The organism is Mycobacterium sp., assembly GCF_036273375.1.
In the GTDB taxonomy this organism is placed as follows: Bacteria; Actinomycetota; Actinomycetes; order Mycobacteriales; family Mycobacteriaceae; genus Mycobacterium.
In genome coordinates, this window is record NZ_DASUHS010000027.1 from 21,343 (window position 1) to 47,997 (window position 26,655).

Below are 26,655 nucleotides of genomic sequence, written 5' to 3' on the forward strand. Positions count from 1 at the left end.
GAGGCTCCTTGAACTTGTAGAGTAAACGGGGCGATCGCTCCGGTTGATTGCCACTATATGGAACGCACGCCCCGCTTTGTCAACCTTTCGAGGAGTGAACAAATGGCGCAACCCGCACGGCCGTTGCGCGCCGACGCGGCGCGCAACCGTGCCCGCGTGCTTGAAGTCGCCTACGAAACCTTCGCGGCCGAAGGCTTGTCGGTGCCCATCGACGAGGTCGCGCGGCGGGCCGGCGTGGGGGCCGGCACCGTCTATCGGCACTATCCGACGAAGGAGGCGCTGTTCCAGGCGGTCATCGAGGACCGGATGCAGCGGCTCGTCGACGACGGCCGCGCCCTGCTGGAATCCGAAGGGCCCGGCGAAGCGCTCTTCACCTTCCTGCGCTCGATGGTGCTGCACTGGGGCGCGACGGACCGCGGTCTGGCCGACGCGCTGGCCGGGCTCGGCATCGACATCGCCGCCGCCGCGCCCGAGGCCGAGGACGCGTTCCTGGCCATGCTCGACGAGCTGCTGCGGGCCGCGCAGCGAGCGGGCTCCGCGCGCCAGGACATCGGGGTGCGCGAAGTGAAGTCGATCATGGTTGGGTGCCAGGCGATGGAGGCCTACAACTCGGACTTGGCCGAGCGGGTGACCGACGTCGTCGTCGACGGCTTACGCGCTGGGCGATAGGGGTGACCGCTTCTTGCACTCGACATAGGCGAGTGCTAAGAATGACGTTGGCACTCGCGACCAGCGAGTGCTAGGTCGGGACGGTGAGACCTAGCCAGAAGACAGCTGCGGTCGTCCGTCGCGGGCACTGCGCCCGGCCAGAACGTGTCATCCCCAATACGGAGGAATCACTTCGCAATGGCCAAGACAATTGCGTACGACGAAGAGGCCCGTCGCGGCCTCGAGCGGGGGCTCAACGCCCTCGCCGACGCGGTAAAGGTGACGTTGGGCCCCAAGGGCCGCAACGTCGTCCTGGAGAAGAAGTGGGGCGCCCCCACGATCACCAACGATGGTGTGTCCATCGCCAAGGAGATCGAGCTGGAGGACCCCTACGAGAAGATCGGCGCCGAGCTGGTCAAAGAGGTCGCCAAGAAGACCGACGACGTCGCCGGTGACGGCACGACGACGGCCACGGTGCTGGCCCAGGCCCTGGTCAAGGAGGGCCTGCGCAACGTTGCCGCCGGCGCCAACCCGCTGGCACTGAAGCGCGGCATCGAGAAGGCGGTCGAGAAGGTCACCGAGACCCTGCTCAAGTCGGCCAAGGACGTCGAGACCAAGGAGCAGATCGCGGCTACCGCGGCTATCTCCGCGGGCGACCAGTCGATCGGCGACCTGATCGCCGAGGCGATGGACAAGGTCGGCAACGAGGGCGTCATCACCGTCGAGGAGTCCAACACCTTCGGCCTGCAGCTCGAGCTCACCGAGGGCATGCGGTTCGACAAGGGCTACATCTCGGGCTACTTCGTCACCGACGCCGAACGTCAGGAAGCGGTCCTCGAGGACCCGTACATCCTGCTGGTCAGCTCCAAGGTGTCGACCGTCAAGGACCTGCTGCCGCTGCTGGAGAAGGTCATCCAGGGCGGCAAGCCACTGCTGATCATCGCCGAGGACGTCGAGGGCGAGGCGCTGTCCACGCTCGTCGTCAACAAGATCCGCGGCACCTTCAAGTCGGTGGCGGTCAAGGCCCCCGGCTTCGGTGACCGTCGCAAGGCGATGCTGCAGGACATGGCCATCCTCACCGGTGGTCAGGTCGTCAGCGAAGAGGTCGGCCTCTCGCTAGAGACCGCTGACGTCTCGCTGCTCGGCAAGGCCCGCAAGGTGGTCATCACCAAGGACGAGACCACCATCGTCGAGGGCGCCGGTGACTCCGACGCCATCGCCGGCCGGGTGGCCCAGATCCGCGCCGAGATCGAGAACAGCGACTCCGACTACGACCGCGAGAAGCTGCAGGAGCGCCTGGCCAAGCTGGCCGGCGGTGTTGCGGTGATCAAGGCCGGCGCTGCCACCGAGGTGGAGCTCAAGGAGCGCAAGCACCGCATCGAGGACGCGGTCCGCAACGCCAAGGCGGCCGTCGAAGAGGGCATCGTCGCCGGTGGTGGCGTGGCCCTGCTGCAGGCGGCCCCGGCCCTGGAGGAGCTCAAGCTCAAGGGCGACGAGGCCACCGGTGCCAACATCGTCCGCGTGGCGCTCGAGGCCCCGCTGAAGCAGATCGCCTTCAACTCCGGGCTGGAGCCCGGCGTTGTCGCCGAGAAGGTGCGCAACTCGAAGGCCGGCACCGGTCTGAACGCCGCCACCAACGAGTACGAGGACCTGCTCAAGGCCGGCGTTGCCGACCCGGTGAAGGTAACCCGTTCGGCGCTGCAGAACGCGGCGTCCATCGCGGGGCTGTTCCTCACCACCGAGGCCGTCGTCGCCGACAAGCCGGAGAAGGCGGCCGCACCCGCGGGCGACCCGACCGGCGGCATGGGCGGCATGGACTTCTAAGTCCACGACTCAAGTACGAAAAAGCCCGGCCCTCATAAGGGGCCGGGCTTTTTCGTGTCTGCGGGCCCCGACGTCCGCCGAGTGTGAAGTTAGCCGCACATTCGCCGCCGAGCGTGCGGCCAGCTTCACGTTCGGCGGCGGTGAATGCTCCGAACACTCGGCGACCTAGTGTTAGCCCGTGGCCCTTCCGACTCCCTCACCCACCAGCACCGCCGTCGTGACCGGCGCGTCGTCGGGCATCGGCGCCGATATCGCGCGCGAGCTGGCCGACCGCGGCCACGGCGTCACGCTGGTCGCCCGCCGCGAAGAGCGGTTGCGCGAGCTGGCCGACGAACTCGCCGGCCGCGTCCGCGTCGAGGTGATCGCCTGCGACGTCGGCGATTCCGCCGCGCGCGCCGGTCTTCTCGAGGAGGTCGAGCGTCGCGGCCTGACCGCCGACATCCTGGTGAACAACGCCGGCATCGGCACCATCGGATCGGTGGCGACCACCTCCGTCGACGACGAGATCGCCCAGGTGCGGGTCAACGTCGAAGCCGTCATCGATCTGACCACCCGCGCCGTCCAGCAGATGGTGCCCCGCGGACGCGGCGCGATCCTCAACGTCGGATCCACCGCGGGCTACCAACCCTTTCCGGGGCAGGTCGGTTACGCGGCCACCAAGGCGTTCGTCAACAACTACACACAAGGGCTGCGCGGTGAACTCGCCGGCACCGGCGTCACCGTCGCGCTGCTGTGCCCGGGCCCGGTGCGCACCGAGTTCGTGCAGAGCGCGGGCATGAACGAGCGGGATTTCGCGGACGCGTTCCCGAAGTTCCTCTGGAAGCCGTCGCGTGATGTGGCGCGCGCCGGAGTCGACGCGCTCGAACACGACCGCGGAACGCTGATCCCCGGGCTGCCGAGCCAGATCACCACCCGCCTGTTTCAGTTCATGCCGCGTCGGATGCTGCTGCCGCTAGTGAATAGCCGGCATCCGGGATTGCGCAGGGACCGCTCAGCGCGCTAAGCCGGGCCAGGGCCGCATCCAGCCCTCCACCGGCAGCGCGAGCGCGTTGCATAGCGTGCAGATCGTGCGATACCAGCCCACGGCCGTGAGCAATTCGATGCGCTGCTCGTCGTCGAGGTCGCGGCCGAGCGCGGTCCAGGTCGCGTCCGACCACGTGCCGGTGCGCTCGAGTTCGTCCACCGCCTCGATCAGCGTCCGCTCGGCCGGACTCCACCGCGGGTCGGCGGGGCCGCCGGTGACCAGCGCGTCGCACTCGTCGTCACTGACGCCCACGATCGGGCCCCAGAACGCCGCCTGTCCGCCCCACTCGTACTGACAGCGCAGCAGTGCGCAGATGCGAAGGATGGCGATGGTCCGCGTCCGGCCGGGCAAAAGCGCTGCGACATAAAGGGATTCGCCCAGCTTACGCAGGCGGGAGGCCAGTGCCGGATGGCGCTGCAGGCAACGCACCAGGAGCAGCGGCTCATAGGTGCGGTCGGGGTGACCCCAGCTGTTGATGCCAGTGGCATCTTCTTCGCTCCACGGCGGAGCGAGCGGTGCGACGCGGCTCACGGATGAGACTGTACGGCGTCAGGCAGGCAGCGAGAACACCACGCAGTCGTGCAGGCAGCCCTTCGCCGCGTCGGGGGAGTCGGCGTCGCGATGCAGCAGCGCGCGGGTGGGAACCACGGTCAGGCGGGCGGTCTCGGCCTCGGCGTCGGTCACTTCGGCGCTGCCGTCGACGATCAGCGCGTAGCCGCCGGGTTCGGCGGGCGGCCACAACAGGGTCACGTCGGCGCGCTGGGCGAGATTGTTGCGGGTTCGCCCCCCGATGAGGCCGACGTCGAGAGTGGCCTCGCGCAGCTGCGGCTCGACCGTCACGGTGTGCGCCCGGTAATCGTCGTCGACCGTGATCAGGTACGCGTACGGGTAGTCGGCCAGCGCGTCGGCGAGCGCCTGGAGATCGACTTTCTTCTTGGTGCGCATGACCTTCCAGGATAGGCGCGGACTCCGGATTACTGCGGCGGGTAGCCGTGACATCTAGGCGCCGGAGCCGGCCGGGTGCGTGACGGCGGTGCCGGTGTTGGAGAAGCCGAGGTTCTGCAGCACCTCATTCCAGGGCGGCAACTTGGCTACCGCCGCCGACGCGTCGGCGTGGTAGCCGAACATCGCCGCCACGTCCGAGGCCCACATCTGCTCGTAGGCGGCCTCGATGTCGGCGATGGCCGGGGTGTTCTGACCCAGGTGATTATTTGCCGCCAAGGCCGACACCAAGGCGCGGTTGGCCGTCACCACAGCGGGCTGCACCGTGGCCGCTAGCGCCACCTCGAACGCGGTCGCGATGGCCGAGGCCTGGTGCGACACCTCTTCGGCCTGCGCGGCCGCCGCGCTGAGCCAGCTCACGTATTTGCTGGCCACGGACATCATGGCCGTCGACGACGTGCCCTGCCACGAAGCGCTCGCGAGATCTGCCGTCACCGTGGAAAATGACGATGCCGACGATGCCAACTCCCCGGCCAGCCCGTCCCACGCCTCCGCGGCAGCAAGCAGCGGCCCGGGACCAGGACCGGAGAAAATTAATGCCGAGTTGACTTCTGGCGGCAACCACGCAAAATGCGGGCTCGTCACCGACCCAACTTAGCTGGTATATGCCACTTTTGGTGGGGTTATCGTGAGGCTGCGGGGATGGGCTGGCGGCCGCGCACCAACCTGCCAGGACGGGCGTCGGTGGGGACGCCGTTTTCGGCGATCACTTCCCCGGCCACAATCGTGGCGACATACCCGTCGGCGGTCTGGTCCAGGCGCCGTCCCCCGGCCGGCAGGTCGTAGCTGATCATCGGCTTGTGCAGCCGCAATGCGGCGTGGTCGATGACGTTGAGATCGGCCTTATAGCCGACCGCGATCCGGCCGCGATCACCCAGCCCGGCGATGCGGGCCGGCACCGATGTGAGCTCGCGAACCGCTTCGGACACCGTGAACCGTCCGGCGTTGCGGTCCCGTGCCCAGTGCGTCAGGAAGTAGGTCGAGTAGCTGGCGTCGCAGATCATCCCGTAGTGCGCGCCGCCGTCGCCGAGGCCGAGTACCACGTCGTCGCGGTGCAAGAGCTCTCCGACGGTGTCCAGCGAGTTGTTCTGCAGGTTGCTGGTCGCGACCAGCAGCATGGCCCGGCCCTCGTCGTCGAGCAGCCGGTCGTAGGCCTCCTCCATCGGATTCACGCCGCGGGCGCGGGCGCGGGCCCCGACGCTGGTGGACGGGTCGGGCTCGTAATCGGGGGTGTCGCCCAGCGGGAAGATCCAATCCCACATCTGGGCCACGTACAGGATCGGGTGTCCCTGGCCGGGCTTGTCGGCCAGGATGCGGGCGCGGACCTCGGGCTTGCGCATCTCGGCGACCCGCTCGGCCAGCGGCAGGTGCGCGATCTCGCGATAGCTGGGGTAGAGCACGAACGGGTTGGCCGTCAGTTGCAGGCCGATGATCAACCCGATCGGGCGCGGCAGCAGCTGCGCGGTGACGTCGCCTCCGGCGGCATTGGCCTTCTCGATCATGGTGATGGCGTCCGGCCAGGACGGGTCGCCCGAGTTGGCGACGACGAGGGTGAAAGTGACCGGCAGACCGACGTCCTCGGCGACGTCGAAAACCGTCTGCAGCACGGGCTGGTAGCCGCCCGACGGGATGTCGGGAACGAACTGCAGCAGCCCGCCGCCGCCGTCCACGACGCCGCGGGCGATCTCCTCGATCTCCTCCCGGGCGGCCTCGTAACTCGGGATGGGCGAACCGCTTTCGGTCTTGTGAATGGTCAGCCGCGAGGACGCGAAGCCGAGCGCGCCGACCTCGATCGCCTCCTTGGCCAGCTCCCGCATCTTGGCCAGGTCGTCGTCGGTGGCCGGCTCGCGGTCGGCGCCGCGCTGGCCCATGACGTATACCCGCAGCGGTGAGTGCGGCAGGTACGCGGCCACGTCGATGTCGCGCTTACCCGACTCGAGCGCGTCCAGGTATTCGGGGAACGTCTCCCACGTCCACGGCAGTCCGTCGGTCATGACGACGCCGGGGATGTCTTCGACACCCGCCATCACGTCGACCAGTACGTCGTGGTCGGACTGGCGACAGGGCGCGAAGCCGACCCCGCAGTTGCCCATCACCACCGTCGTCACCCCGTGCGCCGAGGACGGGGTCAGGCGCTCCGACCAGATGGACTGGCCGTCGTAGTGAGTGTGCAGGTCGACGAAGCCGGGCGTGACCAGCAGCCCGGTGGCGTCGATCTCCCGCGCGGCGGTCGCCCCGTTTATTGCCCCGACCGCCTTGATGACGTTGCCTTTCACCGCCACGTCACCGACGTACGGCTCACCCCCCAGCCCGTCGACGATGGTGCCATTGCAGATGATGAGGTCGTAAGTCATCCAAACAATCTACGACCGTAGCGGTGGGTCGTGCCAGGATCTTCTCCGTGATGGACCACGTGGGAATCAACTGCGCCGACTACGCCGAATCTCAGCGGTTCTACGACGCCGTGCTGGGGACGCTGGGTTTCTCCCGGCAGCTGGATGTGGGTCGCGCCATCGGATATGGCCGTGCGGGCAAGCCGACATTTTGGATCTCGAGCGCGGCGGCGGGACCCAATCGGGAAGTCCACCTGGCCTTCGAGGCCGCCGACGAGGACGCGGTGCGCGCCTTTTATGAGGCTGCCGTCGAACTGGGCGCCGAGCCGCTGCATGCGCCGCGGCTCTGGCCGGAATATCACCCCGGCTACTTCGGGGCGTTCGTGCGCGACCCCGACGGCAACAACGTCGAAGCGGTCTTCCACGGGACCCTCCCGTAGTGTCGCGAGTATGGCCAGCACCGACGAAGCCGGCGTCCTACAAGAGCTTCTGCGCGACGCGTTCACCCGGTTGATCGAGCACGTTGATTCGATCACCGACGGGTTGACCGACGAGGAGTCCGGCTACCGGCCCACCCCGAACGCCAACAGCATCGGGTGGCTGCTCTGGCACAGCGCTCGGGTGCAGGACATTCAGCTGGCCGACGTCGCCGGCGTCGAGCAGGTGTGGTTCCGTGACGGCTGGGTGGACCGGTTCGGGCTGGACCTGCCGCGCCACGACACCGGCTATGGACACGGGCCCGATGACGTGGCCAAGGTGAGTGCGCCCGCGGATCTGCTGTCCGGCTACTACCACGCGGTGCACAAGCTCACCCTCGAATACGTCGCGGGAGTCACCGCCGAGGAACTTGCCCGCGTCGTGGACACCAACTGGGATCCGCCGGTGACGGCCAGCGCGCGATTGGTGAGCATCATCGACGACTGCGCCCAGCACCTCGGGCAGGCCGCGTACGTGCGGGGAATTCAGTAGATTCGCAGGCGTGCGATTCGCGGCGACCGTGCTGTTGTGGCTCATCACCACGCTCGCGCTGGCGGTGGCGATCCCCGCGGCGTGGACGCAGCTGTATGTCGTTGAAGCCGACGGCTACGCCGAACTGGCGCAGCACGCGGCGACGGATCCGGCTCTGCAGTCCGCCATGGCGTCCGAACTGAGCAGCCGGGCAATGACTCTCATCGCCGAGCGTGGCGGGGGCCGCTCTGAAGTCGACAGTTCCGAGGTGCTCGACGCCGCCCGCGCCTTCACCGCCGGCCCGGCGTTTCCGCCGCTGTTCGCCCAGGCGAACCGGGCGGCGCACGGCTGGTTGTTCAGCGACCCAGGAACGGCCGAGAACGGGAACCAGTGGGCGGTCGACGTGGCACCGATGCTCAACGACGGCTCGATTCAGCCGCTGCTCGCCCGCCACAACGTGGTGGTCCCCGCGAAACTTAGTGTCCCGCTTACCGTTTCGGTACCGCATTCGATGCGGCAGGGGCGGCTGAGCCGGATGTCGACCTGGGGTCCGTGGATGAGTTTGGGTGCGGCGGCGCTGTGCGGTGTCGGCGCGCTGCTCACGGTGGCGGCCGCGCGCCGCCGCGGCAAGGCGCTGAGCAGCCTGGGCGTCTCCGCGCTGCTCGTCGGTGCGGGCGGCTGGGCGGGTATCGAGGTCGCCGGCCGCTACGTCAACGATGAACTGAATCGCACCACCGGCAACGTCCGCCAAGTCGCCGAGGTGATGATCGAACACGCCAAAGCCGGTCTGCACCAATGGCTCGACGTCACGTTGCTCGCCGGCGCCGCCGTGGTCGCATTCGGCGTGATCGTCGCGATGCTGGGCAGTCTCGCGAAGAAGTCGTAGCGACCGCGGGGTATCACCGTAGCGCAACTCTGCCAAGCAACAGGGCGTCCGAGTCGCCGCTCAACCGCGTTGGTCCGGTCATCGGTAGCCTATCGCCACCGAAGACTCCGGCTCGGCCAGAAGTCATCGGTGCGCCGATCTGGGGGGTCGAGGGAAGAAAAATGACGTCCGCTCCTGGTATTCGCCGAACCCGGGACGGTCCGCCATCACCTTCTCCGTCAACCGCGCGCCGGTCACCCACACGAGAAAGTAAGTCATCAGCAGCGGAGAGCCGATTGTGGCGAGGGCCACCCAGCCGTTGATGGTGATCAGCCACAACCCCCACCACACCGTGGCGTCACCGAAGTAATTGGGATGGCGGGTCCATGCCCACAGGCCACGGTCCATCACGACACCGCGATTGGCCGGGTCGGACTTGAAGGCCTTGAGCTGAAAATCCCCGACGGCTTCAAACATCAGACCGACCAGCCATACGGCCAGGCCGAACACCGTGACGGCCGTCAGCGGTTTCGACGTGGGGCCGGTCACCGCCGACAGTTGCAGCGGCAACGAGACAAACCAGGTGATCAAGCCTTGCAAGACGAACACCTTGCGGATGACCTGTCCGCGGGTGGCGTTCCGCAGCAGGGCGGCATAGCGCGGATCCTCACCTTTGCCCACCGTCTTGCGGTGGATGTGCCAGCTCAGCCGCAAACCCCAGATCGCCACCAGCGCCAGCAGCAGCCATCGCCGGGTCGGCGCGCCGTGCCCGAGCGTCGCGGCGACCGTGACGACAGCGACGAAGCCCACGCCCCATGCGACGTCGACGACGTTGTAGCGGCCGATCCGCCGGCCGATCACGAACGTGACCGAGTGCACCACGGCCAGCGCCACCAGCGAGGCACCCGAAACTGAAAGGAGGTTGGCCACGGTCACTGAGGTCATCGGCGATCCTCGCGTTCGAACGTCCACTGGTAGACGTCAAGATAGCCCGACCGGAATCCCGCCTCCGAATAGGCCAGGTAAAGCTCCCACATCCGTGCGAATACTTCGTCGAATCCTAAGTGCACCAACTCATCTCGATGCAGCATGAACCGCGCGTGCCAGAGACGGAGAGTTTCGGCATAGTGTCGACGCAGCGAAGTCATTTCGACGGTGTGTAAACCGGTGTGCCGCTCGGTGATACCGGAAATAGCCCGGGTGGAGGGAAGCAGCCCGCCGGGGAAGATGTACTTCTGGATCCAGGTGTGGGTGTTGCGGCTGGCCAGCATCCGGTTGTGCGGCATGGTAATCGCCTGGATCGCCGCCCGGCCACCGGGGCGTACCAGCCGTTCGAGCGTAGTGAAATACCAACGCCACGAGTGGAAGCCCACCGCCTCGATCATCTCGACCGACACCACGGCGTCATAACACCCTTCGATATCGCGGTAGTCGCACAGATCGATCTGAACCGAGTCAGATAGCCCGGCCGCGGCAATCCGAAGCCGCGCAAGGTGCTGCTGCTCGGCTGACAACGTCACCGATCGGACATGTGCTCCGCGCGCGGCTGCGCGGATGCACAGCTCGCCCCAACCCGTACCGATTTCGAGAACCCTGCTGCCGCATCCAACACCGGCCATGTCGAGTAGCCGGTCGATCTTTCGGTGTTGTGCTGCAGCCAAATCGGGCCACGACGCCGGCAACTCCTCGAACAGCGCTGACGAGTACGTCATGGTCTCGTCCAGAAACTGCGCGAACAGGTCGTTCGACAAGTCGTAGTGCTCGGCGACATTGCGCCGCGCCTGGTCTCGAGTGGCTCCCCGCCAGCGCGGCCGAAAGGCCGGTGCGATCGGTCGCAGCCACTGCAACATGCGCGGCACCAGGTCGGCCACCGAGGTCGCGAAGACTGTCAGTACCGCGGCGAGGTCATCCGACGACCATTCGCCGGCCATGTAGGACTCACCGAACCCGATCAGGCCGTGCCGCCCCAGGCGGCGCGCCAGTGCTTTGGGTTGATGGACCACCAGAGCGGGAGCCGTTGTGTCGGCCGCGCCGATTACACCGTCGTCCGGATAGAGGAGTCGCAGTGGTAGTCGAGCGACCGCGCGCCGGAGCAACCTGTCGGCGATCACCGCTGATGCCGCGGCAATCGGGCCGGACGGCACCTGCGCGACCGCTGGCCAGCGTTCCGGATCGATTGCTGCCGAGGGCCTTCCGATGACTTCGTAGACTGCTTGCGAGCTCATCGCGGGATCAGCGGAAGCCGACGTAACCAAAGCTTGATCCCCTGTGTCCGGATGCGCGCCGCCACCACCAACGGCGCCAGCGGTGAAATGATTTGCATGAGCGCGACCTGTCTCGTTGTCGCGGGCCGCCGCTGTCCGCGCAGGTTGGCGACGAACGCCTGCTCGCCGTCGCGGTGCAGCGCGACCGTGATGTCGACTTGGCTTGCGGGCCGGGGCGCCAGCACCATGTAGTAGCCGTCTACCGGATTGAACGGTGAGACGTAGAACTCCTTGCCCGCCACCACCGGCAGTTCAGCGGGCGGCAACAGATACGCATGACGCTCGCCGTAGGTGTTGTGCACCTCGGCGATCACATGACACAGCTGCCCGTTTCGATCGTGGCACCAAAAGACACTCAGCGGGTTGAAGACGTAGCCAAAGACGCGAGCCTGCAGCAGTGCGGTGATGCGGCCATCGGGAGGGGGCACGTCGCGATCGGCGAGAAAGGTGGAAAGTCGTTCGCGCAACGAGTTATTGGGAACATTATTTGAGGCGTTTGGAAAATGATCTGCGGCATGGAAACCAGCGAACGGCCGCAGCCACCAGGGCAACCGCGGCAGATCGTCAACGTCGACATACCAGCTGTAGCTCCGATATTCGAACGAGTGGTGTATCGGGAGCTGTCGGCTGTGGGTGATCGTGGTGCGGTAGATCGCTGGTGTCGGAGCGTGGCTCAGCATTGGGCCATCTCTTGGCGGCGGGTCGCGGCCGGCCAGTCGGCACCGAGCCGGCGGGCCGCGCGCAGTCCCGACGCCGCGCCGTCTTCGTGAAAGCCCCAGCCGTGGTAGGCGCCCGCGAACACCACCTGATCGTCGTCAAGGGTCGGTAGCAAGCGTTGAGCTGCAACGGATTCCGCCGTATACAACGGGTGGTCGTAGGTCATTTCGGCCAGCACCGACTCGGGATCGACGAGGTCTTCACCACCGAGGGTGACCAGATATCGGCGCAGGCCGTGCAGGCGCATCAGCCTGCTGACGTCATAGCTGACCACCGCCTGATCCGTCCCGGGTGTCACCAGGTAGTTCCACGACGCTCGGGCCCCGCGACGTCGGGGCAGTACCGAGGTGTCAGTGTGCAGTTGGGCCCGGTTGGTCGTATAGGGAAGCGCGGACAGCACCGCGCGCTCCCACGGCGTCGGTTGGTCGAGCAACAGCAGAGCCTGGTCGGGATGGACGGCCACGACGGCGGCGTCGAAAAGCCGCGGCGCCTCGCCGCCAGACTGCACCATCACCCCGTCGGGCACCCGCCGCAGCGAACTCACCGGCGTCCGGACCGACACTTCGTCCAGGCAACCGGCGACGGCCTTCACATAGGACGCCGAGCCGCCGGTGACGGTGCGCCACTTCGGGGACCCGAAAACCGACAACATTCCGTGGTGAGCGAGGAAGACGAACAGATACCGGGCGGGATAACGCATGGCATCGCCGCTGGCGCAGGACCACACCGCCGCCACCAAGGGGGTGAGAAAGTACTCGACAAAGTACGACGAGAAGCGGTGCCGGTTCATAAAGCTTTCTAGCGTCTCGAGCTCGTTGTCCGCGTCGTCATCCAGCACTCGGGAGGCGACGCGGTGAAAGCGGATGATCTCGGCGAGCATCAGCAGATACCGCGGTCGCGAAGACTGCCGGCACGCGAACAGACCTCGCAGCCCCAGGGCGCCGGCGTATTCGAGGCCGATGTCGTCGGCTCTGACCGACATCGACATCTCCGCGTCCTGGGTGGCGATACCGAGGTCGCTGAACAATCGGCACAGGGTTGGATAGGTGCGGTCGTTGTGCACCAGGAATGCGGAGTCGATGCCCCTGATTGGACCGGCGCCGTCGTCGATGAAATGGGTGTGCGCGTGGCCGCCCAGGCGCGCGTCGGCCTCGTACAAGCAGACGCGGTCACGGCCGGACAGAACATAGGCTGCGGTGAGGCCGGCCACGCCGCTGCCTATGACCGCGACTGAGCGGGCGCGTGAGTGATCCACGGCCGTTATTCGGAGCCGCCGACGTGGCGGATGGGCGACTAGCCGAAGGTGAACGAGAACACCTGCAAGCCCTTGCTGACCCGCATGTCCAGCTGATCTCGGTGCGCGGCGTCGTCGGCGACGATCCGGTGCAACGTGGGCGCTCCGCCGATCGGGGTCGTGGTGGTCTTGCCGTCCCGGGTCACGGTGATGGTGCCGCTGCCGCCGACGACGGCATAGACATCTTTCGCGGTAAAGTTCAGCCGAACGACGGAGTCATCGCCGTCTGCGGTGGCCCCCTGGTCGTCCAGGGTCCAGCGGCCGCGCAGGGCGAACTTGTCGTCGGCCAGGTTCGGCGGGAAGCTCAGCATGGCAGTGCCGGCTTTGTAATCCCCGGTGCCGCCGTAGTTTCCGGACTTGCCGACACCCAGATACGTTTCGGGTGTGAGCCTGGTCTGCGGAGTCATGTCGACCGAGTGCTTCGGCGCGGGCAGCTGGACACCGGGATGGGCGTCGATGAGCAGCTTGCGGATCAGCTTCTCCGTGTCGTCGTAATCGCCCTCGCCGAACTTGGTATGCCGCACTTGCCCATTCGCGTCGATCAGGTACTCGGCCGGCCAATACAGGTTGTCAAAGTTGTTCCACGTCGCGTAGTCGTTGTCCAGTGCGATGGGATAGGTGATGTGCAGATCGGCGGCGCCGCTGGCCACATTTTCGGGCACCCGCTCGAAGGCGTACTCGGGGGTGTGCACCCCGATGACGAGAAACCCACTGTCGCGATACCGGTTGTACCAATCGATTACGTGCGGGATGGCGCGCTGACAGTTGATGCACGAGTAGGCCCAGAAGTCGATCAGGATCACCTTGCCGCGCACCGACGCGGGGTCCAGCGGCTTGCCGTCCGGGGTGTTGAGCCACCCGGTGACGCCGGTGACGGCGGGTGCCGGTCCGCACTGTTGCAGCCCGGCGGAGACGCCGGCGCAGTCGCTCAGTGCGCCGGCGACGGTGGTGCCGGGCTGGCTCAGTTGCAGCGCGCCGCCGCGGTTCGACTGTTGCGCGGCCGGGGCCAGGCTGCGCGCGATGTCGTTGGCCCCCAGTCTGTTCTGCATCGCCGTCGCGTAATCGGGCACGGCGCGCTGCAGCAAGGCGGGCAGGTTGAACACCAGGGCCACGGCCAGCGCGATCATCGCGATCCCGCCGGCGATCCGAACTGCGCGCTGCCGGCGGCGGAATGCGGCCACCCGTTCGGCGACGCGCCGTCCGGCGAGCGCGAAGGCCAGTAGCGGCAACGCGTTGCCGATGGCGAACGTCGCGGTCAGCACGAGCGCGCCGAGCCCGATCGATGACGTCCCGCCGGCTATGACGATGGCGGCCAGCACGGGCCCCGCGCACGGCACATAGAGAGCGCCCAACGTCAATCCTAGCCCGAAACCATTAGTCCCCGAGCCGATTTGACGCTGTGGGAAGTACGCGAATGGCCGCTCGAGCAGGTGCTGCACCGGCGGGAAGATCAAGCCCAGGCCGATCAGGATCAACACCACCAGTGCGGCCCATCGGATCGCGTCCTGTGGCAGGTGCAGCGCCGTCAGCAGCGCGGAGCCGATCAGCGTGGCGAGGCTGAAGCTGCACACCAGGCCCGCGATCACCAGGTATGGCCGCGCCGCGGAACTCACGGTGGGGCTGTCCGCTCGGGTGCTGTCCATGCCGGACAACAGAATCACCGGAAGCACCGGCAGGATGCACGGCGAGATCCCAGTGATCAGCCCGCCGAAGAACCCGATCAGGGCGATGATCTGCACGGGCTACTCGGAGGGGCTCGATGGGTGCCGGAAGATGAGCATGGTTATACCTTTACCTGTTTTGGTGACCACGGGTGACCCACACAAATCACACCACGTGCGTTATGCAAATCACACCACGTGCGTTACGCTCAGCCGGTGGCGCAACTCACATTCCAGCGCGCCCGCACTGAGGAAAAGAAGCGCCAACGTGCGGAGGCCCTCGTGGAAGCCGCGCGCTCGCTCGCAATGGAGACAGGCGTCGCGTCGGTCACCCTGACCGCAGTCGCCAGCCGCGCGGGAATTCACTACTCGGCGGTGCGCCGCTACTTCACTTCACACAAGGAAGTCCTGCTGCACCTGTCCGCCGAGGGCTGGGTGCGATGGTCGAATACCGTGTCGGAGAAGCTGGCCGAGCCCGGCAAGAAGTCGCCCTCGCGCATCGCCGAGACACTGGCCGAAGCCCTGGCCGAGGATCCGTTGTTCTGCGACCTGTTGGCGAATCTGCACCTGCACCTGGAACACGAGGTGGACGCGGAACGGGTCATCGAGGTCAGGCGGATCAGCACCGGGGCCACGCTCTCGCTGGCCGATACGATCGGCAGCGCGCTGCCCGCACTCGGACGGTCGGGCTCACTCGACATCCTGCTGGCGGCATACTCGCTGGCGGCGACGCTGTGGCAAGTCGCGAACCCGCCGGCGCACCTGACCGACGTTTACGCCGAGGAGCCCGAAGTGGTTCCGCCCGAGTGGAATCTGGACTTCGCGTCTGCGCTTACCCGCCTGCTGACTGCGACGTGCGTCGGCCTCATCGCGGAATCCGCATGAACCCAGAAAGGAGGCCGAAGCGCTGTGGCTTGGCGAACTGCAACCGGTGAACACGCCCGTGGTGAAGAACTTGAAGCGCCCATGACGACGACTGAGCCAAGGACCGAGCCGCTAAAGACGCAGGGCTCTGGCGGCAGCGAGGGCAACAAAATCGCCCCGCAGCGCGCCAAGAAAAAGGGGCTTCTGGGGCGCTTCTGGCTGGTGCTCACGATCGTAGCTGTCGTCGCGCTCTCAGGATTCGTGGTGTACCGGTTGCATGGCGTCTTTGGCGTTCACCGCGGTTCGTTCGGCGGCGGCACCTCGGGCGAGGTCCTCGATGAGTTCAACGCCAAGACGATCACGCTCCAGGTCTGGGGCTCACCGGGCAGCACGGCAACCATCAACTACCTCGACGAAAACTCCCATCCGCAGCAGGCCCTCAACGTGCCCTTGCCCTGGAGCAAAGTATTGAGTTCAACGAAGCCCGGTATCCCGGCAAACCTGGTGGCGCAAGGAGACGGCAGTTGGATCGCCTGCCAATTCGTGGTGAACAAGCACGACGGGAGCGGTGACGTCATCAAGACTCCGAATCGCTCAGATCCCAACCAAACCGTGAACGCCTTCGTCTATTGCCTGGACAAGTCCGCATGAGCGGGCCGGACGAGGCTCCGCCGCGCGTCGACCAGCCGCTGATCCCGCCGTTCCTGCCGCGGATGATCCATCGGCTGGCGCTGCCGATCGTCCTGGTGTGGTTGGGCATCGTGTTCGTCACCAACACCGTGGCCCCGCAGCTGGAGGTCGTCGCCAAAACCCACTCGGTGTCGATGAGTCCGACTGACGCGGCATCCTTTCAGTCGATGATGCGGGTCGGATCGACGTTCAAAGAGTTCAACTCCGACAACTCGGCCATGATCTTGCTGGAGGGCGACAAGCCACTCGGGGCCGAAGCGCACCGCTACTACGACGAGATCGTCAGGCGCGTCGAGCAAGACAAGGAACACGTTCAGCACGTCCAGGATTTCTGGAGTGATCCGCTGACGGCGGCGGGTTCCCAGAGCCACGATCAAAAGGCCGCGTACGTCCAGGTTTACCTCGCCGGCAACATGGGCAGCGGGCTGGCGAACGAGTCTGCCGAGGCCGTCCGCAAGATCGTGGACTCGGTGCCCGCGCCGCCGGGAATCAAGGCATACGTCACCGGCGCGGGTCCGCTGTTCGCCGACCAGTCGCACTCGGGGCAGAAGGGCGTCGCGGTCGTCACCCTTGTCACCTTCCTGGTGATCGTGGTGATGCTGCTTTTCGTCTACCGGTCGGTGGTCACCATGCTGATCATGCTGGCGATGGTGTTCATCGAGCTGGCCGCCGCCCGTGGCGTCGTCGCGACGCTGGGCAATTACGGGATCATGGGGCTGTCGACCTTCGCCAACAACATGTTGGTGCTGATGGCGATCGCCGCCGGGACGGACTATGCAATTTTCGTGGTCGGCCGCTATCAGGAGGCCCGTGGTCTGGGCGAGACCCGCGAAGAAGCGTTCTACACCATGTTCCACAGCACCGCGCATGTCGTGCTGGGATCGGGCCTGACCATCGCCGGCGCGATGTACTGCCTGAGCTTCTGCCGGCTGCCGTACTTCGAGTCGCTGGGGGTGCCTTGTGCGGTCGGCATGCTGGTCGCGGTGTTCGGGGCTTTGACGCTGGGCCCGGCGCTGTTGACGGTGGCCTCGTTCTTCAAGCTAATGGATCCGAAGCGAAAGCTGCAGACCCGGGGCTGGCGTCGCATCGGCACCGCGATCGTCCGCTGGCCCGCACCGGTTCTCGCGGTGACCATCGCGGTCGCATTGGTTGGTCTGCTCGCCCTGCCCGGTTACAAGACGGACTACGACAACCGCCACTTCCTGCCGGCGGACACCCCGGCCAATGTCGGTTATGCCGCCGCGGACCGGCACTTCGACCAGGCCCGGCTCAATCCCGAGCTGTTGATGATCGTGACCGATCACGACCTGCGTAACCCCGCCGACTTCATCGTCCTGGACAAGGTCGCCAAGGCGGTCTTCCACATCCCCGGTATCGGCCGGGTGCAGACCATCACCCGGCCGTTGGGCACGCCGCTCGACCACAGCACCCTCGGTTTTCAGATGGGCGCACAAGCCGCAGGGCGGATCCAGACCCAGCACTATCAGGAAGAGCAGGCGGCAAACCTGCTCAAGCAGGCGGACGAGCTGCGCAAGACGATGGCAACGCTGCACGAGCAGATGCAGGTCACCCAGGATCTCAGCAACACCACACACGAAACCACCAAGCTCACCAAAGAAACCGTGCAGATCACCGAGTCGTTGCGCGACCAAATCGCCGAGTTCGACGACTTCCTCCGGCCGATCCGAAGCTACTTCTATTTCGAGAAGCACTGTTACGACATCCCGGCCTGCTGGGCACTCCGGTCTATCTTCAACGCGCTCGACGGCATCGATCAGATTGCTGAGAACATCGTGAACCTCAGCGCGAATCTCGACAAGCTGGATCAGATCCAGCCGAAGCTGGTGGCACTGATACCGCCGCAGATCGAGAGCCAGCAGCACAACCTCGACACCATCATGTCGAACTATGCGACCACACAGGGTCTCAACGACCAGGCGAAAGCGCAGTCCGACAACGCCACCGCGCAGGGCGATGCCTTCGACAAAGCGAAGAACGACGACACGTTCTACCTTCCGCCGGAAGCGTTCAAGAGCCCGGACTTCGCGCGGGGTCTCAAACAGTTCATCTCGCCGGACGGACACGCTGTCCGGCTGATCATCTCCCATGAAGGCGACCCGGCGACTCCTGAAGGCATCAACCACATCGAGCCGATCAAGCAGGCCGTGCACGAGGCGATCAAGGGCACCCCCTGGGAGGGCGCAAAGGTCTACCTCGGCGGCACCGCCGCGACGTACAAGGACATGCACGACGGCTCCAACATCGACCTGATGATCGCCGGAATCGCCGCAGCCACTTTGATTTTCGTCATCATGCTGGTGATCACCCGAAGCGTCGTGGCGGCCTTCGTGATCGTCGGTACGGTGTTGCTGTCGCTGGGCGCCTCATTCGGACTCTCCGTGCTCGTATGGCAGTACATCCTGGGCATGAAGTTGCACTGGATGGTGCTGGCGATGGCGGTCATCCTGCTGCTGGCGGTCGGCTCGGACTACAACCTGCTGCTGATATCGCGGTTCAAGGAGGAAATCCACGCCGGGCTAAAGACAGGGACGATCCGCGCGATGGCCGGTTCGGGCTCGGTGGTGACCTCCGCCGGTCTGGTGTTCGCCGCCACCATGGCCACGTTCATGTTCAGCCCGCTGCTGGTGATGGCCCAGGTGGGTACGACGATCGCGCTGGGTCTGTTGTTCGACACCTTGATCGTGCGGTCGTTCATGACACCGTCGCTGGCCACCTTGCTCGGGCGCTGGTTCTGGTGGCCGCAGCACGTGCGTCCACGGCCGGCCAGCACCATGCTGCGACCGTACGGACCGCGTCCCGCCGTGCGCGAGCTGATCCTCAACGGCGTCGAGGAGCACCCGACGGGCGGATTGGTACAACCGCGCTGATCTTACGTGGCGCGTGAGTGTCGAGATTCGCGCTGGCGTGAAGAACTGCGACTCGGCCTCGGGGCGTGGTTGGAACACTTCGCGGTGAGAATTGTCGACGCGGCCTTCGCCTTTGATGTCGGTGCGACGCCGGTTCTGGGAGGTTGCCGAAGAAGGTGCGCAGCCGCGAGACGCAGAACGCCGCTACCGCAATGACGATGACGATCACCAAGGGACCGACCACGCCCAAGGCGTGACTCAATGACTGAGATGATCCCCAATTATGGGGACGGGAATACCTGAAGCCGTAGGGCTTACGCCCAGTTCCACACCGACATGTCGCCCGGCGGGTATGTGTTGCAGATGTCGGTGGCCTTGGCCACCACGCCCTTGTTGTTCCAGAAGATCTTCATGTGGTTGGGCCAGGCCAGCCACAGCGGATCTGCCTGTGGCGCATAGAAGTTCTCGGAGTAGTTCCGGCGGTCCGGCGGCGACAACGCGTAGAACCAGTGCGCCTTGTCGATGGTCGCCTGCTGCACGTTGGGGTGGTTGTTGAAGTCGATCATGTAGCGCTGGTAGTACACCGGGCTGGTGTCCCGGGAAGCCGCCAGGATCTGCTCCGAGTCGCACGTGGTGTTGATCATTCGGCGGGGGATTGGGAAGTCCTCCGTGGAGTCGGCTACCGCAGTCGACGGGAAAATCGCAGCGGTAATACCCAGAGCAAGGAACGCAGCGCCTGCACGCAGGCCAGTACTCAGCCGAGACATAGCTATTACGGTAACACTCTTTGGCCCGACTGGAATAGTTTCCAGCTCACTCTCAGGATTTCGCTAGTGCATCTCAGTATCAGTCGCGATCAGGGACGATGACGTGTGTGGGATCGGGCCGCAGCTCCGGCGGGGCCTGACTGTAGTCGCCGAACGGGCCGTCGCGGCGCTCGATCGCGGCCCGCACACCCTGCGTTTCGGCCGTCTTGATGAAGTCGAGCGCGTCGGGGGTATTGCGCATCAGGCCGTCCAGAATGCCGCCCAGCGTCTGGGTGGACGCCAGCCCCATGTTCTCGTAGGCCTGGTTGACGATCAGCTTCTGCGCCTGTAGCTGCGACAAGGGGATTCGCGCCAGCTCGGCCGCGACCTCGGCGACCCGCGCCTCGAGGCGCTCGAATGGCACCGCCTCGTTGATCAGCTCAACATCGGCGGCTTGCACCCCGGTCAGCGGCCGGCCGGTCAGGGAATGCCACTTCACCTTGGCCAGGCTCAGCCGGTAGAGCCACATCCCGGTCAGATACGCCCCCCACATCCTGCTGTAAGGCGTGCCGATCACGGCGTCCTCGCTGGCGATCACGAGGTCCGCGCACAGCGCGTAGTCGCTGCCTCCGCCGACGCACCAGCCGTGCACCTGCGCGATCACCGGCTTGGACGCCCGCCAGATGGCCATGAACTTCTGCGTCGGCCCGGTCGCGCGCGCGGTGATCATCGCGAAGTCCTTGCCCGGATCCCACTTCCCGTCGGTCATCATGGCCTCGCCCCAGTGCTGGAACCCGCCGCCGAAGTCGTAGCCGGCGCAGAAGGACCGGCCGGCGCCGCGCAGCACGATGACCTTGATGCCCGGGTCGCGTTCGGCCAGGCCGATGGCGGCCTCGATCTCGTCGGGCATCGGCGGCACGATGGTGTTGAGCTGCTCCGGACGGTTCAGCGTGATGGTGGCAACCGCGCCGGCCGTCCGATAGAGCAGGGTCTGGAAGTCGCTGGTCGGCATGGCGTCCTTAGGGGTCGGGCTCGCGGTTCTCCGGCGAGGACGCGTAGATTCGCCCGCCGATCTTCAAATACGGCGTGGTGAGGTAGGCCGAGAAGGCCACGATGCCCGAAAAAACCGCCGCCGCGAGGACGCCATTCGGCCACAGCTGGCCGGTCCCGAAGGCAAAACAGACGATGCCGATGATCGCGGTCGCCCAGTAGAACCGCCGGCCGGCGCGACGGTGCTTGATGAAGCGATAGCGCGCCTGTGCCGCTGAGGCCAGGATGCCGATCAATCCCGTCGCCAGCAGGGTGAGCTCGATGCGTTGAATCGCGGCCACGTTGACGATCTTAAGGGTGAGCGGATGCTCAGACGCCGGGCTCGACGACCTGGATCACGCCCGCGGTGACGCCCCGCGACGATGAGGCGTCCGGTCTGCGAATCCACCCCCACGCTGTACGGGTTCTGCACCGTTGAGATCCGTCGGATTTCGCGAGGGCACCGGCACCAGGACCGGTCCGCCCGGGCGGCCAACTCGACATGGCGTGCCGAACCCGGCAGCGGAATCTGATCGGATATGCCCAACGAGTCGGCGTTGAGCAGGACAAGCTGATCGGGATCGTGCGTAGCGACCGCCACGATGCGGGTCACGGCGTCGACGGCGACGCCTTCCGGATGACCGGCAACCGGCACCACCCGGCCCGGTGGTGTCCCGATCGGCGGCGTCGCGTTCTGCGGCTCAGCCGCCGGCGGTAATGTCGCGGCCGGCGGCCGCGACCCCCCGGTGGGCACGCCCGCCGGCAGCAGCCCGGTAGTGGTTGCGGCCCCATGGGATTGGGCGCCCTGGTGACCGCGTGCGACCACGACCGCCGCCGCCAGCAGCGCCGCAATCCCGCGCCGCTTCATCCCGAGCCGACCGTAAGCGTCTGCCAGAGGAACGAGTAGGTCAGCGCCGACTTGAAGGCGACCTGCTCGTTGTCCGCCGCACCGGCGTGCCCGCCCTCGATGTTCTCGTAGTAGAAGACCGGGTGACCGGCGGCCTCGAGTGCCGCGGTCATCTTGCGGGCGTGGCCCGGATGCACGCGATCATCGCGGGTGGACGTGGTCATCAGCACCGGCGGGTATCGGCGCGTCGACGAGATGTTCTGGTAGGGCGAATATTCGGAGATGAACTCCCAATCATCGGGGTTGTCGGGGTCGCCGTATTCGGCGACCCACGAGGCACCGGCCAGCAGCAGGTGGTAGCGCTTCATATCCAGCAGGGGCACACTGCACACCAGTGCGCCGAACCTCTCCGGGTACTTGGTCAACATGATGCCCATCAGCAGGCCCCCGTTGCTGCCGCCCTGCGCCCCGAGCTGCCCGACCGTGGTGATGCCGCGCTCCACCAAATCGGTTGCCACGGCGGCGAAGTCCTCGGCGACCCTGTGGCGGCCCTCGCGCATCGCCTGGGTGTGCCAGTCGGGGCCGTACTCGCCGCCGCCCCGAATGTTGGCCAGCACATACGTGCCGCCGCGGGCGAGCCACAGTCGGCCCAGCACGCCGCTGTAGCCCGGTGTGTTCGACGATTCGAAGCCGCCGTAGCCGTAGAGCAGGGTGGGCGCCGGCCCGTCGGAAGCCCGTGAGCCGCCGGGCCGCACCACGAAATAGGGGATCGAGGTGCCGTCTTGCGACGCCACGAAATTCTGTGTCACCGAGATGTTCTCGGCATCGAAGAAGCCCGGGGCGGACTTGATCTGTTCGAGTTGTCCGTCATCGGTTCCCCGCATCAGCCGCGACGGCGAGTCGAATCCGCTGGAATCCAGAAAGAACTCGTCGCCGGTGTCGTCGGAGGAGACGACGACGGTGTTGGTCGCGGCCGGAATGCCGGCCACCGCTTCGCGACGCCAGTCGCCGGGCGTGACGATTTCCACGCGGCTGGCCACGTCGGCCAGTGAGACGATCAGCAGCCGGTCCTTGGTCCACGCGTAGTGGTTGAGGGCGGTGTGCTCGTCGGGTTCGAAGATGATCTGCAATTTCGCTGTGCCGGCGAGGAATTCCTCGTATTTCGCGGCCAGCAGCGACCCCGCGGTGTAGGTAGCGTCGCCCAATGACCAGTCGCTGCGCAACTCGATCAACAGCCACTCGCGGTGCAGGCTGACGCTGGCATCGGTGGGCGCGTCGATGCGAATGAGTTCCGAGTCGCGCAGCTCGTAGACCTCTTCGTTCCAGAAGTCGAGTGCCCGCCCGATCAGGGTGCGCTCGAAGCCGGGGATCCGGCTGGTGCTTGCCACCACGTTGACATCGCAACGCGCGCCCTCGAAGACCGTCTCGGCGTCGGCGAGGGGTGTGCCGCGGCGCCACCGTTTGACCACCCGCGGATAGCCGGAATCGGTGAGCGAACCGGAGCCGAAGTCGGTGCCGACCAGGACGGTGTCCGGATCGGCCCAGCTGACCTGCGACTTGGCTTCCTGCAGCTCAAACCCGCCGTCGACGAATTCCCGTGTAATCATGTCGAATTCACGCACGATGGAGGCATCCGAGCCGCCGGGGGACAGGCTGACCAGCGCACGGGTGTATTCGGGGTAGATCACACCGGCGCCGGCCCACACCCATTTCTCGCCGTCGGTCCTGCCCAACTCGTCGACGTCGATCAGCACATCCCACTCGGGAGAGTCGGTCCGGTAACTGTCGAGCGTCGTGCGCCGCCACAGCCCGCGGGGGTTGGCCGCATCACGCCAAAAGTTGTAGAGGTAGTCGCCCCGGCGGACCACGTAGGGGATGCGGGCGTCGGTGTCGAGCACCTCGAGCGCCTCGGTGCGCATCCGTTCGAAATTCTCGTCGCGAAAGCGCGCCAGCGTCGGCGCGTTACGCGCCCGCACCCAATCCAGCGCCTCGTCACCGGTGACGTCCTCGAGCCACAGGTAGGGATCGTGGTTGTCTTCGGCGGCGGGGTGAGCTTGCGGCGTCATGGAAACCATTGTGGCCGCGGCGGTAGTGTGAGGTGAATTACACATCCGCACGAGGAGTGAGAGCAGATGACTGTTTTCGCACGTCCAGGTTCTGCCGGGGCATTGATGTCGTATGAATCCCGCTACGAGAACTTCATTGGCGGACAGTGGGTCGCGCCCGCGAAGGGGCGCTACTTCGAGAACCCGACCCCGGTCACCGGCCAGACCTTCTGCGAGGTGGCCCGCTCCGATGAGGCCGACGTCGACAAGGCGCTCGACGCCGCGCACGCGGCGGCTCCGGCGTGGGGCAAGGCGGCCCCGGCCGAGCGGGCGGCGATCCTGAACAAGGTCGCGGACCGCATCGACGAGCACACCGCCGCACTGGCGGTGGCCGAGGTGTGGGACAACGGCAAGCCGATCCGCGAGGCGTTGGCCGCCGACATTCCGTTGGCCGCCGACCACTTCCGGTACTTCGCCGCGGCGTTGCGCGCGCAGGAGGGCTCGCTGTCGCAGATCGACGACGACACCGTGGCCTACCACTTCCACGAGCCGCTCGGCGCGGTCGGGCAGATCATCCCGTGGAACTTCCCCATCTTGATGGGCGCCTGGAAATTGGCGCCCGCGCTGGCGGCCGGCAACGCGGTGGTGCTCAAACCCGCAGAGCAGACACCGGTTTCGGTGCTCTACCTGATGTCTTTGATCGGCGACCTGTTGCCGCCCGGGGTGGTCAACGTCGTCAACGGATTCGGCGCCGAGGCCGGCAAGCCGCTGGCGTCGAGCAACCGGATCGCCAAGATCGCGTTCACCGGCGAGACCACCACCGGGCGACTGATCATGCAGTACGCCTCGCACAACCTGATCCCGGTCACGCTGGAACTCGGCGGCAAGAGCCCCAACATCTTCTTCTCCGACGTGATGGCCAAGGCCGACGATTATCAGGACAAAGCGCTGGAGGGCTTCACCATGTTCGCCCTCAACCAGGGCGAGGTGTGCACCTGCCCGTCACGCAGCCTGGTCCAGGCCGACATCTACGACGAGTTCCTCGAGCTGGCCGCGATCCGCACCAAAGCGGTCCGCCAGGGTGATCCGCTGGACAGCGAGACCATGTTGGGTTCCCAGGCGTCCAACGACCAACTGGAAAAAGTGTTGTCCTACATCGAAATCGGCAAGGACGAGGGCGCCAAAGTGATCACCGGCGGCGAGCGCGCCGAGCTCGGCGGTGACCTGTCCGGCGGCTTCTATATGCAGCCCACCATCTTCGGCGGCAACAACAAGATGCGGGTCTTCCAGGAGGAGATCTTCGGGCCGGTGGTGACGGTGACGTCGTTCGACGATTACGACGACGCCATCTCGATCGCCAACGACACCCTCTACGGCCTGGGGGCGGGCGTGTGGAGCCGCGACGGCAACACCGCCTACCGCGCCGGGCGCGACATCCAGGCCGGCCGGGTGTGGGTCAACTGCTACCACGTGTATCCCCCGCATGCGGCGTTCGGCGGCTACAAGTTGTCCGGCTTCGGGCGCGAATGCCACAAGATGGCTCTCGAGCATTATCAGCAGACCAAGAACATGCTGGTGTCCTACTCCGACAAGGCGCTCGGGTTCTTCTGATGGCTCCGCCAGCTGGGGTGGTCATCACCGCCCCGGCCGCCGAGGTGCTGACGCGGGTGCAGGCCACCCACGGTGCGGTGATGTTCCACCAATCCGGCGGCTGCTGCGACGGCTCGTCGCCGATGTGTTACCCGCTCGGTGATTTCCTCGTCGGCGACCGCGACGTCTTGCTCGGCGTGCTCGACGTCGGGACGGACGGCGTGCCGGTGTGGATTTCGGGTCCGCAGTACACGGCCCACTATCGCGACAAGCACACCCAATTGGTCATCGACGTGGTGCCGGGCCGTGGCGGCGGGTTCAGCCTGGAAGCACCCGACGGGGTGCGATTCCTGTCCCGCGGCCGCGCCTTCACCGAGGAAGAGCGGGCGTCGCTGGTCGGCGCGGCGGTGATCACCGGCGCCGATTACGAACGCGGCGAACGCCCCGCGGCGCGGGCTCCGGTGGTGGCCGACGCGGCCTCGGCGACATGCCCGGTAACCGCAGTACAGTCGAGAAAGTGATCCCCCTGCCGCGTCCCTGGTTGTTGGCCAGCGCCATGCTGATCGGCAGTGCGGTCGGACTTTTGGCGGGAGTGGCGTGCACCGTGGCGATCCACGCCGGCGTCCACCCGGGCATCGCCATCGCGTCGGTGGTCGGCATCCTCAGCGTGGTCGGGCTGACGATGATCCTGTTTTCCGGACGCCGGTGGGTCACGATGCTGGGCGCTTTCCTGCTGTCGGTGGGGCCGGGCTGGTTCGGTGTCCTGGTCGCGTTGCGGGTGACCGCCGGTGCCTGACGACAAGGACGCCTCGAGCCCCGGCACGGAGGCGTTCGTGCCGGACTTCTCCGATGACGAAGGCGACTCCGAGCACACCGGCACCCAGGCGTGGGTCCCCGAGTTCGATGACGACACCGGCGAGCACCCCGCCGCTACCGAGCCAGAGCCCGCGGGCAGCACCGCGGAAGACCAGGCGGCGACGCCCACGGCCGACGCCGGCGAGCCGGACTCGGCCGAGCCCGTCGGCCCGGTACAACCGGTCAACGTGCCCGGCCGGTACCTCTACCTCAAGTGGTGGAAGTTGGCCCTGGTGCTGCTCGGCGTGTGGGCCGCGGCGGCGGTGATCGGGCTGGGGCTCTTCTATTGGTGGTACCACTCCGTCGACAAGACGCCCGCGCTGTTCGTGGTCCTGGTCTACGTGGTGGTGTGCATCGTCGGCGCGGTGATGCTGGCCATGACCCAGGGCAGGCCGGTGATCTCGGCGCTCTCGGTGGCGATCATGTCCGGCCCGTTCGCCGCGCTGGTCGCCTCGGCGCCTCTGTACGGCTATTACCACTGCGAGCGGGTGGGGCGCTGCCTCGTTGGGCTCATTCCGTATTGAGGCCTCGCCCCGGCGGTC

At 66.4% G+C, this 26,655-nt stretch carries 28 protein-coding genes; 14 read left to right on the top strand and 14 right to left on the bottom strand.

Features of this window, described 5'->3' with window-relative positions; all coding sequences use genetic code 11:
* The first annotated feature begins 102 nt into the window (after positions 1 to 102).
* The 3 genes from VFW69_RS02890 (at position 103) to VFW69_RS02900 (ending at position 3,475) form a co-directional block, all read left to right on the top strand.
* Entirely contained in the window at positions 103 to 669 is a 567-nt protein-coding gene (locus tag VFW69_RS02890) for a TetR/AcrR family transcriptional regulator (RefSeq protein WP_526497980.1), read from the top strand.
* 177 nt (positions 670 to 846) lie between these two features.
* Positions 847 to 2,472 (top strand): chaperonin GroEL, encoded by a 1,626-nt coding sequence (groL, locus tag VFW69_RS02895; RefSeq protein ID WP_526497982.1) that lies wholly within the window; start codon positions 847 to 849, stop codon positions 2,470 to 2,472.
* Positions 2,473 to 2,650: 178 nt separating this feature from the next.
* Positions 2,651 to 3,475, top strand: a complete 825-nt coding sequence (locus VFW69_RS02900) for an SDR family NAD(P)-dependent oxidoreductase (protein ID WP_526497984.1) — start codon at positions 2,651 to 2,653, stop codon at positions 3,473 to 3,475.
* Here VFW69_RS02900 and VFW69_RS02905 read toward each other — a convergent pair.
* Genes VFW69_RS02905 through VFW69_RS02920 form a run of 4 tightly spaced genes read right to left on the bottom strand, consistent with a single transcriptional unit; the run spans position 3,464 to position 6,852 of the window.
* Entirely contained in the window at positions 3,464 to 4,027 is a 564-nt protein-coding gene (locus VFW69_RS02905; protein ID WP_526497986.1) for a carboxymuconolactone decarboxylase family protein, read from the bottom strand. The genes VFW69_RS02900 and VFW69_RS02905 overlap by 12 nt on opposite strands.
* Positions 4,028 to 4,045: 18 nt before the next feature.
* On the bottom strand, positions 4,046 to 4,441 hold the full coding sequence (locus VFW69_RS02910; protein WP_526497988.1) for a pyridoxamine 5'-phosphate oxidase family protein: 396 nt from the start codon (positions 4,439 to 4,441) through the stop codon (positions 4,046 to 4,048).
* 54 nt (positions 4,442 to 4,495) lie between these two features.
* Positions 4,496 to 5,083: a PPE family protein gene (locus VFW69_RS02915; protein ID WP_526497990.1), complete on the bottom strand. Its 588-nt coding sequence runs from the start codon at positions 5,081 to 5,083 to the stop codon at positions 4,496 to 4,498.
* A gap of 38 nt (positions 5,084 to 5,121) precedes the next feature.
* Entirely contained in the window at positions 5,122 to 6,852 is a 1,731-nt protein-coding gene (locus tag VFW69_RS02920) for an N-acyl-D-amino-acid deacylase family protein (RefSeq protein ID WP_526497992.1), read from the bottom strand.
* 47 nt (positions 6,853 to 6,899) lie between these two features.
* Here VFW69_RS02920 and VFW69_RS02925 point away from each other — a divergent pair, with 47 nt between their 5' ends.
* Genes VFW69_RS02925 through VFW69_RS02935 form a run of 3 tightly spaced genes read left to right on the top strand, consistent with a single transcriptional unit; the run spans position 6,900 to position 8,665 of the window.
* Positions 6,900 to 7,271 carry a VOC family protein gene (locus VFW69_RS02925; protein ID WP_526498086.1) on the top strand — a complete coding sequence of 124 codons (372 nt, stop codon included), beginning with the start codon at positions 6,900 to 6,902 and terminating at the stop codon, positions 7,269 to 7,271.
* Between the two features lie 10 nt (positions 7,272 to 7,281).
* Complete coding sequence (locus tag VFW69_RS02930) at positions 7,282 to 7,800, top strand: mycothiol transferase (RefSeq protein WP_526497994.1); 519 nt, start codon at positions 7,282 to 7,284, stop codon at positions 7,798 to 7,800.
* Between the two features lie 10 nt (positions 7,801 to 7,810).
* Positions 7,811 to 8,665, top strand: a complete 855-nt coding sequence (locus VFW69_RS02935) for a hypothetical protein (protein WP_526497996.1) — start codon at positions 7,811 to 7,813, stop codon at positions 8,663 to 8,665.
* Between the two features lie 123 nt (positions 8,666 to 8,788).
* On the opposite strand, the gene VFW69_RS02940 is transcribed toward VFW69_RS02935, so the two are convergent.
* From VFW69_RS02940 to VFW69_RS02960, 5 genes are read right to left on the bottom strand one after another with little or no spacing between them, the layout of a single operon-like run.
* Positions 8,789 to 9,589 (bottom strand): DUF1295 domain-containing protein, encoded by an 801-nt coding sequence (locus VFW69_RS02940; RefSeq protein WP_526497998.1) that lies wholly within the window; start codon positions 9,587 to 9,589, stop codon positions 8,789 to 8,791.
* Entirely contained in the window at positions 9,586 to 10,869 is a 1,284-nt protein-coding gene (locus VFW69_RS02945) for an SAM-dependent methyltransferase (protein WP_526498000.1), read from the bottom strand. Before VFW69_RS02945 ends, VFW69_RS02940 begins: the two co-directional genes overlap by 4 nt.
* The gene (locus VFW69_RS02950; RefSeq protein WP_526498002.1) at positions 10,866 to 11,588 is read right to left on the bottom strand and encodes a DUF1365 domain-containing protein; all 723 of its coding nucleotides are present in this window, start codon (positions 11,586 to 11,588) and stop codon (positions 10,866 to 10,868) included. Before VFW69_RS02950 ends, VFW69_RS02945 begins: the two co-directional genes overlap by 4 nt.
* Positions 11,582 to 12,880 carry an NAD(P)/FAD-dependent oxidoreductase gene (locus VFW69_RS02955; protein WP_526498004.1) on the bottom strand — a complete coding sequence of 433 codons (1,299 nt, stop codon included), beginning with the start codon at positions 12,878 to 12,880 and terminating at the stop codon, positions 11,582 to 11,584. The genes VFW69_RS02950 and VFW69_RS02955 overlap by 7 nt, the downstream gene beginning before the upstream one ends.
* 38 nt (positions 12,881 to 12,918) lie before the next feature.
* Positions 12,919 to 14,658 carry a cytochrome c biogenesis protein DipZ gene (locus VFW69_RS02960; protein WP_526498006.1) on the bottom strand — a complete coding sequence of 580 codons (1,740 nt, stop codon included), beginning with the start codon at positions 14,656 to 14,658 and terminating at the stop codon, positions 12,919 to 12,921.
* Between the two features lie 120 nt (positions 14,659 to 14,778).
* On the opposite strand from VFW69_RS02960, the gene VFW69_RS02965 reads away from it, so the two are divergent.
* From VFW69_RS02965 to VFW69_RS02975, 3 genes are all read left to right on the top strand, one after another.
* Positions 14,779 to 15,465 (top strand): TetR/AcrR family transcriptional regulator, encoded by a 687-nt coding sequence (locus VFW69_RS02965; protein ID WP_526498008.1) that lies wholly within the window; start codon positions 14,779 to 14,781, stop codon positions 15,463 to 15,465.
* 81 nt (positions 15,466 to 15,546) lie between these two features.
* The gene (locus VFW69_RS02970; RefSeq protein WP_526498088.1) at positions 15,547 to 16,095 is read left to right on the top strand and encodes an MmpS family transport accessory protein; all 549 of its coding nucleotides are present in this window, start codon (positions 15,547 to 15,549) and stop codon (positions 16,093 to 16,095) included.
* Positions 16,092 to 19,022, top strand: a complete 2,931-nt coding sequence (locus VFW69_RS02975) for an MMPL/RND family transporter (protein WP_526498010.1) — start codon at positions 16,092 to 16,094, stop codon at positions 19,020 to 19,022. Before VFW69_RS02970 ends, VFW69_RS02975 begins: the two co-directional genes overlap by 4 nt.
* Here the strand turns inward: VFW69_RS02975 and VFW69_RS02980 are convergent.
* From VFW69_RS02980 to VFW69_RS02995, 4 genes are all read right to left on the bottom strand, one after another.
* Positions 18,973 to 19,245 (bottom strand): MmpS family transport accessory protein, encoded by a 273-nt coding sequence (locus VFW69_RS02980; protein ID WP_526498090.1) that lies wholly within the window; start codon positions 19,243 to 19,245, stop codon positions 18,973 to 18,975. The genes VFW69_RS02975 and VFW69_RS02980 overlap by 50 nt on opposite strands.
* Positions 19,246 to 19,315: 70 nt before the next feature.
* On the bottom strand, positions 19,316 to 19,768 hold the full coding sequence (locus VFW69_RS02985; protein ID WP_526498012.1) for a DUF5078 domain-containing protein: 453 nt from the start codon (positions 19,766 to 19,768) through the stop codon (positions 19,316 to 19,318).
* Positions 19,769 to 19,847: 79 nt separating this feature from the next.
* Positions 19,848 to 20,759: a crotonase/enoyl-CoA hydratase family protein gene (locus VFW69_RS02990; protein ID WP_526498014.1), complete on the bottom strand. Its 912-nt coding sequence runs from the start codon at positions 20,757 to 20,759 to the stop codon at positions 19,848 to 19,850.
* Between the two features lie 7 nt (positions 20,760 to 20,766).
* The gene (locus tag VFW69_RS02995) at positions 20,767 to 21,078 is read right to left on the bottom strand and encodes a hypothetical protein (RefSeq protein ID WP_526498016.1); all 312 of its coding nucleotides are present in this window, start codon (positions 21,076 to 21,078) and stop codon (positions 20,767 to 20,769) included.
* Positions 21,079 to 21,278: 200 nt separating this feature from the next.
* Here VFW69_RS02995 and VFW69_RS03000 point away from each other — a divergent pair, with 200 nt between their 5' ends.
* Complete coding sequence (locus VFW69_RS03000; RefSeq protein ID WP_526498018.1) at positions 21,279 to 21,494, top strand: hypothetical protein; 216 nt, start codon at positions 21,279 to 21,281, stop codon at positions 21,492 to 21,494.
* Between the two features lie 146 nt (positions 21,495 to 21,640).
* Here VFW69_RS03000 and VFW69_RS03005 read toward each other — a convergent pair whose 3' ends face one another.
* Positions 21,641 to 23,689 carry a prolyl oligopeptidase family serine peptidase gene (locus tag VFW69_RS03005; RefSeq protein ID WP_526498020.1) on the bottom strand — a complete coding sequence of 683 codons (2,049 nt, stop codon included), beginning with the start codon at positions 23,687 to 23,689 and terminating at the stop codon, positions 21,641 to 21,643.
* Between the two features lie 66 nt (positions 23,690 to 23,755).
* Between VFW69_RS03005 and exaC the strand changes: the two genes are divergently transcribed.
* Genes exaC through VFW69_RS03025 form a run of 4 tightly spaced genes read left to right on the top strand, consistent with a single transcriptional unit; the run spans position 23,756 to position 26,637 of the window.
* Complete coding sequence (gene exaC, locus VFW69_RS03010) at positions 23,756 to 25,279, top strand: acetaldehyde dehydrogenase ExaC (RefSeq protein WP_526498022.1); 1,524 nt, start codon at positions 23,756 to 23,758, stop codon at positions 25,277 to 25,279.
* Positions 25,279 to 25,779 carry a DUF779 domain-containing protein gene (locus tag VFW69_RS03015; RefSeq protein ID WP_526498024.1) on the top strand — a complete coding sequence of 167 codons (501 nt, stop codon included), beginning with the start codon at positions 25,279 to 25,281 and terminating at the stop codon, positions 25,777 to 25,779. Before exaC ends, VFW69_RS03015 begins: the two co-directional genes overlap by 1 nt.
* On the top strand, positions 25,776 to 26,054 hold the full coding sequence (locus tag VFW69_RS03020) for a putative holin (protein ID WP_526498026.1): 279 nt from the start codon (positions 25,776 to 25,778) through the stop codon (positions 26,052 to 26,054). The genes VFW69_RS03015 and VFW69_RS03020 overlap by 4 nt, the downstream gene beginning before the upstream one ends.
* Entirely contained in the window at positions 26,047 to 26,637 is a 591-nt protein-coding gene (locus tag VFW69_RS03025; RefSeq protein WP_526498028.1) for a hypothetical protein, read from the top strand. Before VFW69_RS03020 ends, VFW69_RS03025 begins: the two co-directional genes overlap by 8 nt.
* Positions 26,638 to 26,655: the final 18 nt, after the last annotated feature.